Below are 12,146 nucleotides of genomic sequence, written 5' to 3'. Positions count from 1 at the left end.
CTCCGCCATGGAGGCGCAGGTGGTCACCTGCCCGCAGGCCGCCGGCCGCCGAGGCGCGGGTCCCTGTAGCCATGCACCGGGTCGTCTCCCCCGCGGCGTGCGGCGCCGAAGGCCCCGCCGGGAGGGGACCGACGACCCGCGGCGGCCGGTGTTTCGAGGTCCTTCGGGTGGGACGTTCTGCTCTGCCCCCTGGGCCGCGGCGGGTGTGTGCTTGGTGCGTCGTCATCGAGACAAGGAGGTCACGATGAACCTCATGGAGCGGAGCCAGGGCCGGTTCCCCTTCCCGGAACTGCTGGAGCTGCTGGAGAGCCCGGTCTACGGGTTCCGGCCGTTCGGCCAGATCATCCGGGTGGAGGACTTCGTCGCGGACGGCCGGTACGTGCTGCGGGCGGAGCTGCCCGGCGTCGACCCCGACAAGGATCTGGAGGTCACGGTCGGGCACGGCGTGCTCCACATCCGGGCCGAGAAGACCAAGGAGGCCGAGGACGCCAAGGAACCGCGCCGCTCCGAGATCACCTACGGCGCCTTCTCCCGCTCGGTCACGCTTCCCACGACGGCCAGGGAAGAGGACGTGACGGCCGTTTACCGAGACGGAGTCCTGGAGGTCACGGTCTGTCTGGAGGAGGAGCACAAGACGGCCGACCGCAGGATCGTCGTTCAGCACTGACCGCGAGACACGCCACCCTCGCAACCACCGGAGGGCGGACGAGACGGGCGGAGGCCGGCCGGGCCCCCGCCCGTCTCCGCAACCGCCCGGATGACTTTGGTCCCCGTGGTCGATGACTTCCGCGCGCGGTGGGCGGATGGTCCAGGACCCACAGTGGAGACGGAACCGACGAAGGGGGTAGACGATGACCGTCACCGAGGTCAGGCGACAGGGAGACGCGCAGGCTCCCGCGCGCGCGGCGTGGCGCGGCTTCCGCGGCACGTCCTGGCGCGGGAGCGTCGACGTGCGCGACTTCATCCAGGCCAACTACACCCCGTACGAGGGCGACGAGTCGTTCCTCGCCGGGCCGACCGAGCGGACCCGCGCGGTCTGGGCGGAAGTGTCGGACCTGTTTCCCGAGGAGCGACGGCGCGGGGTGTACGACGTGGACACCGCCACGCCTTCCTCGATCACCGCGCACCGGCCCGGCTACATCGACTCCCAGCGCGAGCTGATCGTCGGGCTGCAGACCGACGCCCCGCTGAAGCGGGCGATCATGCCGGCGGGCGGCCTGCGGATGGTCGAGAACGGCCTGGCCGCCTACGGGTACACGCTCGACCCCCGGGTGAAGGAGATCTTCACCACGTATCGCAAGACGCACAACGACGGCGTCTTCGACGCCTACACCCCGGAGATCCGGGCGGCCCGCCGCGCGGGGATCATCACCGGGCTCCCCGACGCGTACGGCCGCGGGCGCATCATCGGCGACTACCGGCGGGTCGCGTTGTACGGCGTGGACCGGCTTGATCGAGGCCAAGCGGGCCGAGCTGCGCACGCTGGACGGCGAGTTCTCCACCGATGCGGTCATCCGCGACCGGGAGGAGCTGGCCGAGCAGCTGCGCGCCCTCGACGAACTGAAGCGGATGGCCGCCTCCTACGGTCCACGACATCTCCCGGCCCGCGGCCACCGCGCGCGAGGCCGTCCAGTGGCTCTACTTCGCCTATCTCGCCGCGGTCAAGGAGCAGAACGGCGCGGCCATGTCCCTCGGCCGCACCTCCACGTTCGTGGACGTCTACCTGGAGCGGGACCTCGCCGAGGGACGGCTCACCGAGCAGGAGGCGCAGGAGCTGGTCGACGACTTCGTCATCAAGCTGCGCATCGTCCGATTCCTGCGCACCCCCGAGTACGACCAGCTCTTCTCCGGCGACCCGACCTGGGTGACCGAGTCGATCGGCGGCCTCGGCGCGGACGGCAGGCCGCTGGTCACCCGCACCAGCTACCGCTACCTGCAGACGCTGCGCAACCTCGGTCCGGCCCCGGAGCCGAACCTGACGGTCTTCTGGTCGTCGCGGCTGCCCCAGCCGTTCAAGCGCTTCTGCGCCCGTCTGTCCATCGAGACCAGCTCGATCCAGTACGAGAGCGACGAGCTGATGCGACCGCGGCACGGTGACGACACCGCCATCGCCTGCTGCGTGTCGGCCGCCCCCGTTGGAAAGCAGATGCAGTTCTTCGGCGCCCGGGTCAACCTCGCCAAGGCCCTGCTGTACGCGATCAACGGCGGCCGAGACGAGATCAGCGGCGAGCAGGTCGGCCCCGCCTACCCCGCGCTGACCGGCGACGTGCTCGACTACGAGGAGGTCGCGGCGGCCTTCGACCGGATGATGGACTGGCTCGCGAAGACATACGTGAACGCGCTGAATGTCATCCACTACATGCACGACAAGTACGCCTACGAGCGCATCGAGATGGCGCTGCACGACTACCCCGTCACGCGCACGCTCGCCTGCGGGATCGCCGGCCTGTCGGTGGCCGCCGACAGCCTGTCGGCCGTCAAGCACGCGACGGTCCGGGTGCTCCGCGACGTGACCGGGCTCGCCGTGGACTATGTGGTCGAGGGCGACTACCCGGCGTACGGGAACAACGACGACCGCGCCGACGCCATCGCCGCCGACCTCGTCAGGTCGTTCATGGACAAGATCCGCCGCAACCCGTCCTACCGCGACGCCGAGCACACCCAGTCGGTGCTCACCATCACCTCCAACGTGGTGTACGGCAAGCACACCGGCAACACGCCCGACGGGCGCAGGGCCGGGACGCCGTTCGCCCCCGGCGCCAACCCGATGAACGGCCGCGACCGGCACGGCCTGGTCGCCTCGGCGCTGTCGGTGGCCAAGCTCCCCTACGACCAGGCGCAGGACGGCATCTCGCTGACCAGCACCGTGACCCCGGACGGGCTGGGCCGCACGGCCGAGGACCGGGTCGCCGACCTCGTGGGCGTGCTCGACGGCTACTTCGAGGCGGGCGGCTTCCACATGAACGTCAACGTGCTCGACCGGGCCACGCTGATCGACGCGATGGACCACCCCGAGAAGTACCCGCAGCTCACCATCCGGGTCTCCGGCTATGCCGTCAACTTCGTCCGGCTGACCCGCGAGCAGCAGCAGGACGTGATCGACCGCACCTTCCACGGGCGGCTGTGATGCGCGAGCCCCTGCTGCGCGACGCCGCCGCCGAGCTCTGCCAGACGGAGCCCGCGGCCGGCACCGGCGTCATCGAGTCGTGGGACCTGTCGGTCGGCGTGGACGGACCCGGCACCCGCTTCGTGGTGTTCACCTGTGGCTGCCCGCTGCGCTGCCTGTACTGCCACAACCCGGAGACCTGGCGGATGCGCGATGGCCGCCGGGTCACCGTGGACGAGGTGATGACCGAGGTGGACCGTTACCGGCGGTTCATCTCGGTCGCCGGCGGCGGGGTGACGGTCAGCGGTGGCGAGCCGCTGCTGCAGCCCCGCTTCACCGGCGAGCTGTTGCGCCGCTGTCATGACAGTGGCCTGCACACCGCGCTGGACACCTCCGGCTACCTCGGGGACCGCGCGAGCGACGCGCTGCTGGCCGCCACCGACCTCGTGTTGCTCGACATCAAGTCGTGGGATCCGCGGGGCTATCGGCGGCTGACCGGGGCGCGTCTGGAGCCGACCCTGCGCTTCGCTCGCCGATTGGCCGATCTGGGCCGCCCGGTCTGGGTGCGGTTCGTCCTGGTTCCCGGCCACACCGACGCCGTGGAGAACGTGGACGGCCTGGCCCGGTTCGTCGCGACGCTCGGCAACGTCGAGCGGGTCGACGTGCTGCCCTTCCATCGCATGGCCGCCGGCAAGTACGCCCGGCTCGGGCTCACCTTCCCTCTGGCCGACGTCAAGCCCCCGGACAGGGCCCTCCTGGAACGCGTACACGCCCAATTCGCCGCCCACGGCGTCCGCAGCGTCTGACCATCACCACCAGCAGGGCCACCCCCGTGGCGATGCCTCCGGTGACGACCGGGTCGTAGTGCGATCCGTGGTCGGGGAACAGGGACCAGCCGACGTTGGAGGCGGCGTGGCAGACGACCGCGGCGAGCACGCTCGCGCTGCGCAGGTAGAGCCAGACGATGACGACCCGCAGGGCCACCGTGTACAGGCACTGGCCCGCTATCCACAGCGGGCCGTGGCCGGCCTGTGCGTACGGGATCAGGTGCCAGACCGCCCATGTCACCCCGAGGATGACACCGGTGACCGGCAGGCTCCAGCGGGTGGACAGCGGATCGGTGGCGTACGCCGTCCATCCCGCCTCCTCGCAGGCGGCGGCGACGAGGAACACGGCGAACAGCAGTGGGACCTCGATCAGCGAAATCCGCGGCTCGGGCAGTGACCGGCCCAGCAGGACCGTCACGGCGTAGGAGCCGGCCATCACGCCCAGGGGCAGCGCGATCGCGAGTGCGAACCAGCGGCCGGTGCGGGGAGCGGCACGCCAGTCCACGACGCGCCGCAGCAGCCGCTTCACGGCGCCGCGCGGCTCATGCCGGCGGATCAGCAGCACCGCCGCCAGCAAGGGGCAACACGCCATCAGCGCGCTCACGGGCAGGGTCTGCGACAGGCGGCCGGCCATGACACCGGCCAGCCAGAAGGGCACGGACAAGGCGAAGGTCAACGCGATCAGCCGCACGGGCGACCTGTGGCGCGACTCCGTCCACCCGCTCACACGCCGCTCCTCGATCCGGCGCCGGGCGGCCACCGGCTCGGCCGGTCCCTGGAGGTGATGCCGGGCTCCAATCCTGCGTCGATGCGCTGTTGCCTGCGCCAGTTGTCGATGGTCTGGTCGCTGATCCGCAGATCGGCGGCCACCTGCTGTCTTACCGGGAGCCTCACCTCATTCTCAACTCCTCCTGCCCGCCCCCTCCTACGCCCATCCCGACCAGCGTGATCGAAATCGAACCGGTTCGACGTGCTGCGTCGACCGAATATGGGCAGACATCATCGGCACGGCAGGCGTGCACGGCCATGCAGGTCGCACGGGCGACCGGTCGCGTGAAGCCGGCCTGGGCGCGATGGCCGGGACCGTAGCCACGGCGACCGGCTCAGCGGAGCGGCGGCGGAGGTGAGCGGTGGGTCGTGGTTTTCGGTCACGTGTTGCGCATCGACGCCGATGATAGAGGCGTTTCGGGGACGGCTACGCTCCTCCCCCGTCGGGTCCTCCTCGAACAACAGCACTGGTCCCCAGGACCCGCGCGGCTCTTGGGTCCACGGGGCCGCGTGACGGCGGCGCGGCGAAGGTGTATCACGGATATTTCCGGCTCTTGACCATCCCGTCGGCACACGCTTATGGTCAAGTCGAATCGGTTCGCCGAATCGATTCGACCCGGCCGCACCCCCCGACGGGAAGGCGCATGGTCACACCCTTGTCTCGGCGGGCACGCAGGATCGCGGCGCACGCCGTCATCGCCTCCGCACTCGCGCTGACCGCGACCCCGTGGCCGCGACATGGGTCGACTCGTCCGCGAAAGAAGGAAGAATGTCAGCTCATCCGAAACGCTTAGTCACCATTGGGCGTCCCGACGGTACAGCTGCGGCACCCGGCCAGGGCCGGGGCCTGAACGGCAAAAAGGGACTCGCAGTCCTCGGAACACTGTTCGCCACCGCTGCCTTGCTGGTCAGCGGCCAGCAGCCCGCCGCGGCAGACCCGAACGTCAGCTCTGCCGGCGTGAAAGAGCTGAGCGTCGATCTGTCCGCGAAGACGAAGCGGTCTGAGGGGGTGGGTCTTGGCATTCTCTACGGCATCACGCAGGACGGGTTACAACCGTCCGACGAATTCCTCGAACCGCTGAAGATCAACGCCTTCCGCAGCGGCGGCTGGTATGCGGGCGGCTGGATCAAGGACAAGTACACCTTCGGACCGGGCACCCAAGCCAACATCGATGCGGTCATCGCCGAGGCGAAGCGTCTACAGCGCCCGCCCCGTCATAAGGTCGAGTACCAGGTCCTGCTCAGTGATGTGTTCGGTTCGACCGGCGGGGCTCCGGCGAACACGCTGTGGCCGTGCACCAACGGCGACTGCAGCAACTGGATCACGTTCATCGACGCGACTGTGTCCAAGCTCCAGGCTTCCGGCCAGAAGTTCACCTACGAGATCTGGAACGAGCCCGACCTCAGCATTTTCTGGAGACCGGGCGTCAACACGGAACAGTACTTCCAGATGTGGGACAGCGCCTACCGCGAGATCCGGCGCATCGCCCCGGCCGCGACAATCGCCGGCCCGTCGTTCGCCTACACCCCTGAGCGACGCCCCGAGGAATGGCAGGCCTTCCTGGCCCACGTCAAGGCCGCGAACACTGTCCCGGACGAGATCACCAACCACGACGAGGGGACCGTGGACGACCCGGTCACCGTCGGCAAGTCCCTATCGGACGCACTCGACGCCAACGGGATCGCCCAACGGCCCCTCTCGGCCAACGAGTACCAGCCCGCGGATCGCCAGACCGCTGGAGATACCGCCTGGTACAACGCCCGGCTGGCTCAGTCGAACTATGCCAACGCCATGCGCGGAAACTGGAGCTGCTGCGTCATTCCGAACCTGACCGGGCTGCTCACCAAGACCCCGAGCGGATGGGCGGCCAACGGAAACTGGTGGGCGATGCGCACCTATGCCGACCTGACCGGCACGCTGGTCTCCACCTCCGAACAAGTCGGGTCGACCGCGATTTCCGCGTCCGCGGACCCCGCGAAGAAGCGCGCTGTGGCGCTGCTCGGTGACATCCAGGGCGCATACGTCGGGCCGATGGCCGTTACCTTCAAGGGGCTGTCCTCGACGCCGTGGCTGGTCCGCGACGGCCTCGTGCACGCCACTGTCTACAGGATCCCTGACCAGGCACCCCTGTACACGCGCCAGGTCGTCCTCAGCCAGGACGTCAAGGTCGAGAACGATGCCATCACAGTGCCGTTCGACTTCGAGTCGCGGCACGACGCCTACGGCGTCTATCTGTCCTGGACCGAACCACAGGCGATCTCTCTCGACGCCCCGACCGCCGTGCAGCCCGGGAGCACCTACACGGTCCCGGTGACGTTCACCAACGGCGGTGGGCAGATGGATCGCGACGTCCGGACGAGTCTCGCCGCCTACACCCCGGACGGCGAGCCGGCCCCCGGATTCACCATCACCTGCGCGGACGGTCACGCGCCGGCGTGCCCAGGCGTGCCCAAGCTGGCCTCCGGTCAGAGCGCTGTCGTGCGGTACACGATGACGACCTCCGCCGATCTGCCCCGAGGCAACTACCGGTTCACGGCGGTCGCTACGGCGAAGTCGGAAGGACAGGACATCTCCGTGAAGAACTCCGTCGACGCGTTGCTGCACTGTGAGGTCGGGGACGTCTGCGAGGCTGAGGATGGAGCTCTGTCCGGCGGAGCATGCCTGGCCACGGACCATCCCGGGTATACGGGATCGGGCTTCGTCGCGTGCTTCACCGCACGGGGGCCGAGCGTGACTGAGCAGATCGTCGCCCAGGATGCGGGCACGTACTCACTGGACCTCCGCTACTCGGCCGGCCCTGACGGTCCGGCCGGCACCCGGAGCGCATCGGTGTCGGTAAACGGCGGAGACCGTCACCAGATTGCACTTCCGCTCACCGGGAGCTGGAACACCTGGGCCGACGCGACCATTCCGGTGCAGTTGGTGGCGGGCATCAACACGATCAGCGTCAGCTACGGTTCCGGTGACACCGGGTGGTTCAACCTCGACCACATGGTCGCCGCCAAGTAGCGCAAGGACTGCATTCTCGGTCGTATCTTCAGGCAGCCCCGTCCGGCACCCAGCGACATCGGTGCCGGATGGGGCTGCCGCTTCGACGCTCCGGATACATGAGAGAACCGCCCCGGGATGGCGGTTGCTGCGCCGCCCCGGCCACCCTGCAGATCGGCATCGGTGCTGCCGCCACCACCGCGGCGCAAACGCGTGCACGCGCTGTGCGGCGTCGACCTGTCCCTACGGCGCGGCCATACCCACGGGCTGGTCAGTGAGTCAGGCAGCGGGAAGAGCACGCTGGCCCGCTGTGTCTCGGCCTGCAGCGGCCGGACGACGGCTCGGTGGTCTTCGACGGCACGGAGATCGTCAGATTACGGCCCGGCCGTGCATCTGCCGCATCATTCGCCTCGTTCGCGTGTCGACGCCTTCGGTCCGGCCGTTGTGATGCGGCACGGTGATGGCGGCGTTCACCGCCTCGCGGTCGAGCTCGAAACCGCCGGCGAAGCCGTGCAGGTAGGGCAGGTTGGCGGCCGGCTGTCGGTGAGCTAGGCGGTGAGCCTGGTGTCGTTGCCCGCGGCCGGGGACAGGAGTTCGGCGAAGGCACGGGCCAGGCGGGCCAAGCGGGCCAGCTCGGGGAGTTCGGGGAGTTCGGGAAGTTCGGGAAGTTCGGGGTACGCTCCCACGAGTTCCTGCAGGAACACGGTGCCGGCCTGCCGCGCCGCCCGCCGCCCTCGGCCCGAGCTCCGGGCGGGCCCGCCTGTCCTACCGCCGGGCCGGCGAATGCTTCGAGGCCCCATCCCCGGTGATCACGCTTGTGCCGGCGCGCGCCCATGGCGCCTGCGGGCGATCGCGCGCGCGATCAAGGGGAAGCCGATCAGGGCCGGGAGCAACCAGTAGGCAACGGTGGGGAGCCTGTCCCAGAGCGGCAGGTGGGGGCCGTTGTCGACGTAGAAGCCGGTCAACACCAGCACGTAGGACGCGCCCATTGCGAGGATGTGGAGGTCGGGCCGGCGCCGCCGGTTGGCGTAGCCCGTCAGCGCGGCGGCGAAGCCAAGGGTGCCGATGACGAACAGGTGGACGTTCTCCCGCCAGCGGATCGCCGACATGACGGTCAGGGTGAGGTAGACGACGGCCCACGCCCACAGGTAGACGCGGCCGAATCGCCGGTGCAGTGGGCTTTCCTTGCGCGTCAGTGCGGCGATCGCGCCGCAGCTCACGCAGGTGATCCCGGCAGTGACGTGGATGGCGAGTGCGGCGAAGAAGACCGGTCCCGCGTTGGGGATCGGAGTGCCCAGGATGTCGATGTGGTCCATCGCATCTCCAATACGTAGTGTTCCTACATGTAGCAACGCTACTCCGGGTCTTGGCATCCAGGAAGAGCAGATATAGCGTTACTACCTATGAGGGCGGAAGCACTGAAAGGACACCTGGACGGTCTCCTGCTCGCCACGCTGGAGGACGGACCGCAGCACGGCTATGCGGTGAAGGAAGCGCTGTGTGACGCCACGGGCGGCAAGCTCGATCTGCCCACCGGCACTGTTTATCCGGCGCTGCACCGACTGGAGCGCGCGGGCCTGATCAAGGGAAGCTGGTCGGTGGTGGGCGGTCGCAGACGGCGCACTTATGAGCTGACCGAGCAGGGGCGACGCTCTTTGGCGGGAGCACGCGACCACTGGCAGGAGTTCGCCGCGGTCATGTCCGCAGCGCTGGGTGGTGGACCGTGGCCGGCCACGAACTGATCGAACGCCACCTGCGGACGCTTGCCGAACGGCTGCCCGACCCCGTGGTCGACGAACTCGCCGACGGCCTCTTGGCGTCCTACGACGACCAGATGGAGCGGCTCGGCGATCCGGACGCGGCAGCCCAGGCCGCCCTGGCGGACTTCGGCGACGCCGACACCGTCACCGCCGCCTTCATTCGCGCCTCACCGGCCAGGCACGCCGCAATCACGCTGCTCGTGGCCGGACCGATCGTCGGACTGGGCTGGGGAGCCACTCTCGTCACCGCCAACGGCTGGACCTCGGCGATCCCGCTGCCCTTACGCCTGGCCTTCGGTCTCCTGCTCGGCTCGGTCGTGCTCATGCTCGTGACCGCCCTCCGGGAACAGCGGCGCTACCGCACCGTACGGCTGGCCGCCCTGGGCGGCGCGGCAACCGTCGCTGTCGTGGACACGCTCATGCTGGGCATGGTCGTCACGCTTGTGCCGCCGCCGTCCTTGTTGCTGCTCGTGGCGCTGACCGGCAGCGTCGCGAGGATCATGCTGGCGGTGCGAGCTGTCCCCACGCTGATCACACGCCTATGACTATGCCGCGGTGTCGTCTCGCCGGGGGGGCTGCCCGCCTGGCAGGAGGGTCGCGACGAGGCGCCGCCGCCGACCGGGAGTACGCCCGCGCGAGGACGCCCCGGGCAGAGGCGGTAAGAGCGGCGGGATCAGCTTTCTTGCTGCGCGTCGATCTCGGTGATCAGAGCCTGGATGCGGGTTTTGATCTCGTCCCGGATCGGGCGGACGGCCTCGACGCCCTTGCCGGCGGGGTCGTCCAGGGTCCAATCGAGGTACTTCTTGCCTGGGAAAATCGGACAGGCATCCCCGCAGCCCATGGTGATGACGTAGTCGGAGGCCTGCACCGCCTCGGGGGTGAGCACCTTGGGAATCTGGCCGGAGATGTCGATGCCGACCTCCTTCATCGCCGCCACGGCGGCCGGGTTGACCTGCTCGGCGGGCAGCGACCCGGCGGAGCGGACCTCGATGCGGTCGCCGGCCAGGTGGGAGAGGAATCCGGCGGCCATCTGGGAGCGGCCGGCGTTGTGCACGCAGACGAACAGAACGGACGCGACAGGAGCGGTCGTGGGCATCTTCTTCTCCTTCTTACCGATAGTGGTGCGGGTCAGGCCCGGGGCAGGGTGGCAGGGCAGGTCGGCGACTCGCGCGTCGATCGCGTCGCGGATGGCGTGCAGGAGGTGGCGGCCGAAGCCTCAGGTTCACATCAGCACCGGCTGATGTGAAAGTATCAGTACATGCTGATGTCAGTCGACACTGATCTGTTACGGGTGCTGGCCGATCCCCTGCGGCTGCAGATCGTGACCCTGCTCGCCCGGGAGACGCTGTGCACCACACACCTGGTGGCCGAGACCGGCGCGCGGCAGACCAACCTGTCCAACCACCTGAAGGTGCTGCGGGACGCCGGGATGGTGGACACCGAGCCGTGCGGCCGGTTCACCTACTACCGGCTCAAGCCTGACGTCATCGCGGCTCTGGCCGGGCAGTTCGCCGAACTGGCCGAGACCGCCCGTGCCACCGCCGCCGCCGACAGGAAGAGGGCCTGCCCATGACGGCCGCCGAGCCCGCCCACGCCGCGCCCGGCGGCGTGGTGGGCAAGCTGTCGCTGCTGGATCGGTTCCTGGCGGTGTGGATCCTGGTCGCCATGGGCCTGGGCCTGGGCCTCGGCCGTGCCGTCCCGGGACTGAACGACGTGCTGTCGAAGGTCGCGATCGGCGGCGTCTCCCTGCCGATCGCCCTCGGCCTGCTGATCATGATGTATCCGGTGCTGGCCAAGGTCCGCTACGACAAGCTGGACGCCGTCACCGGTGACCGCCGCCTGATGGTCTCCTCGCTCGTCATCAACTGGGTCATCGGCCCGGCCGTGATGTTCGCCCTGGCCTGGATCTTCCTGCCGGACCTGCCGGAGTACCGCACCGGACTGATCATCGTCGGCCTTGCCCGCTGCATCGCCATGGTCATCATCTGGAACGACCTGGCCTGCGGCGACCGCGAGGCCGCCGCCGTCCTTGTGGCACTCAACAGCGTGTTCCAGGTCCTGGCGTTCGGCCTGCTCGGCTGGTTCTACCTCGACCTGCTGCCCGGCTGGCTCGGCTTCGGCGAGGGGCAGCACCTCGACATCTCCGCATGGAAGATCGCTCTCAACGTCGTCATCTTCCTCGGCATCCCGCTGCTGGCCGGATTCCTCACCCGCCGCCTGGGCGAACGTCGGCTCGGCCGCGATCGGTATGAGAGCGCGTTCCTGCCGAAGATCGGCCCCTTCGCGCTGTACGGGCTGCTGTTCACGATCGTGATCCTGTTCGCCCTGCAGGGCAAGACGATCACCTCCGAACCCGCCGACGTCGCCCGCATCGCGCTGCCGCTGCTGGCCTACTTCGCGCTGATGTGGTTCGGCGCCTTCGCCCTCGGCAAGGCCCTGGGCCTGTCGTACGACCGGACCGCCACGCTGGCCTTCACCGCGGCCGGCAACAACTTCGAGCTGGCGATCGCCGTGGCCATCGCCACCTTCGGCGTCACCTCCGGCCAGGCCCTGTCGGGGGTCGTAGGACCGCTGATCGAGGTCCCCGTGCTGGTGGCGCTGGTCTACGTCTCCCTCGCCTGGCGCCGCCGATTCGCCCCCGCCACGGCCTGACAGGACTCCCCCGTCGACGGCACGGGGGCCGCTCAGGTAAGTCC

12 protein-coding genes and 2 pseudogenes are annotated in these 12,146 nt (G+C 69.2%); 9 read left to right on the top strand and 5 right to left on the bottom strand.

The genetic code is table 11. The annotated features are described in order from the left end of the window. The first annotated feature begins 244 nt into the window (after positions 1-244). The 4 genes and pseudogenes from ACIBK1_RS35060 to pflA all read left to right on the top strand — a co-directional run bounded on the left by ACIBK1_RS35060 (position 245) and on the right by pflA (position 3,912). On the top strand, positions 245-667 hold the full coding sequence (locus ACIBK1_RS35060) for an Hsp20/alpha crystallin family protein (RefSeq protein ID WP_396740006.1): 423 nt from the start codon (positions 245-247) through the stop codon (positions 665-667). A gap of 184 nt (positions 668-851) precedes the next feature. After that, positions 852-1,394 (top strand): annotated as a pseudogene (locus ACIBK1_RS40640) (pyruvate formate lyase family protein); the annotation flags it as partial. Positions 1,395-1,594: 200 nt separating this feature from the next. Then, a complete protein-coding gene (locus tag ACIBK1_RS35055) occupies positions 1,595-3,127 on the top strand; it encodes a pyruvate formate lyase family protein (RefSeq protein WP_449566894.1) in 1,533 nt (510 codons plus the stop codon). Further along, positions 3,127-3,912 (top strand): pyruvate formate-lyase-activating protein, encoded by a 786-nt coding sequence (pflA, locus tag ACIBK1_RS35050; protein ID WP_396740004.1) that lies wholly within the window; start codon positions 3,127-3,129, stop codon positions 3,910-3,912. Before ACIBK1_RS35055 ends, pflA begins: the two co-directional genes overlap by 1 nt. On the opposite strand, the gene ACIBK1_RS35045 is transcribed toward pflA, so the two are convergent. Together ACIBK1_RS35045 and ACIBK1_RS35040 are read right to left on the bottom strand one after the other, a co-directional pair. Beyond that, positions 3,839-4,660, bottom strand: coding sequence for a CPBP family intramembrane glutamic endopeptidase (locus tag ACIBK1_RS35045; protein WP_396740002.1), 822 nt, complete (start codon positions 4,658-4,660; stop codon positions 3,839-3,841). The two genes, pflA and ACIBK1_RS35045, sit on opposite strands and share 74 nt — an antisense overlap. Further along, positions 4,657-4,827 carry a hypothetical protein gene (locus tag ACIBK1_RS35040; RefSeq protein ID WP_197042870.1) on the bottom strand — a complete coding sequence of 57 codons (171 nt, stop codon included), beginning with the start codon at positions 4,825-4,827 and terminating at the stop codon, positions 4,657-4,659. The genes ACIBK1_RS35045 and ACIBK1_RS35040 overlap by 4 nt, the downstream gene beginning before the upstream one ends. Before the next feature lie 643 nt (positions 4,828-5,470). Between ACIBK1_RS35040 and ACIBK1_RS35035 the strand changes: the two genes are divergently transcribed. Continuing rightward, on the top strand, positions 5,471-7,711 hold the full coding sequence (locus ACIBK1_RS35035) for a CBM35 domain-containing protein (protein ID WP_396740000.1): 2,241 nt from the start codon (positions 5,471-5,473) through the stop codon (positions 7,709-7,711). Positions 7,712-8,059: 348 nt separating this feature from the next. Here the strand turns inward: ACIBK1_RS35035 and ACIBK1_RS35030 are convergent. Further along, a pseudogene (locus ACIBK1_RS35030) lies at positions 8,060-8,328 on the bottom strand (ISL3 family transposase); the annotation flags it as partial. A 171-nt stretch (positions 8,329-8,499) separates the two neighbouring features. Further along, positions 8,500-9,006 carry a DUF2306 domain-containing protein gene (locus tag ACIBK1_RS35025; protein ID WP_030511318.1) on the bottom strand — a complete coding sequence of 169 codons (507 nt, stop codon included), beginning with the start codon at positions 9,004-9,006 and terminating at the stop codon, positions 8,500-8,502. Positions 9,007-9,093: 87 nt separating this feature from the next. Here ACIBK1_RS35025 and ACIBK1_RS35020 point away from each other — a divergent pair, with 87 nt between their 5' ends. Together ACIBK1_RS35020 and ACIBK1_RS35015 are read left to right on the top strand one after the other, a co-directional pair. Further along, positions 9,094-9,432 (top strand): PadR family transcriptional regulator, encoded by a 339-nt coding sequence (locus ACIBK1_RS35020; RefSeq protein ID WP_030511317.1) that lies wholly within the window; start codon positions 9,094-9,096, stop codon positions 9,430-9,432. After that, positions 9,414-9,995: a hypothetical protein gene (locus tag ACIBK1_RS35015; protein ID WP_030511316.1), complete on the top strand. Its 582-nt coding sequence runs from the start codon at positions 9,414-9,416 to the stop codon at positions 9,993-9,995. The genes ACIBK1_RS35020 and ACIBK1_RS35015 overlap by 19 nt, the downstream gene beginning before the upstream one ends. 128 nt (positions 9,996-10,123) lie before the next feature. On the opposite strand, the gene ACIBK1_RS35010 is transcribed toward ACIBK1_RS35015, so the two are convergent. Beyond that, positions 10,124-10,546, bottom strand: coding sequence for an arsenate reductase ArsC (locus ACIBK1_RS35010; RefSeq protein ID WP_030511315.1), 423 nt, complete (start codon positions 10,544-10,546; stop codon positions 10,124-10,126). A 162-nt stretch (positions 10,547-10,708) separates the two neighbouring features. Between ACIBK1_RS35010 and ACIBK1_RS35005 the strand changes: the two genes are divergently transcribed. Both ACIBK1_RS35005 and arsB read left to right on the top strand, forming a co-directional pair. Continuing rightward, positions 10,709-11,023, top strand: coding sequence for an ArsR/SmtB family transcription factor (locus ACIBK1_RS35005; RefSeq protein ID WP_030511314.1), 315 nt, complete (start codon positions 10,709-10,711; stop codon positions 11,021-11,023). Next, entirely contained in the window at positions 11,020-12,102 is a 1,083-nt protein-coding gene (arsB, locus tag ACIBK1_RS35000; protein ID WP_396739997.1) for an ACR3 family arsenite efflux transporter, read from the top strand. Before ACIBK1_RS35005 ends, arsB begins: the two co-directional genes overlap by 4 nt. The last annotated feature ends 44 nt before the right edge of the window (positions 12,103-12,146 follow it).

This window comes from Microbispora rosea (assembly GCF_044460045.1).
GTDB classification, from domain to species: Bacteria; Actinomycetota; Actinomycetes; order Streptosporangiales; family Streptosporangiaceae; genus Microbispora; species Microbispora rosea.
This window is presented reverse-complemented; position numbering and strand designations above follow the sequence as displayed.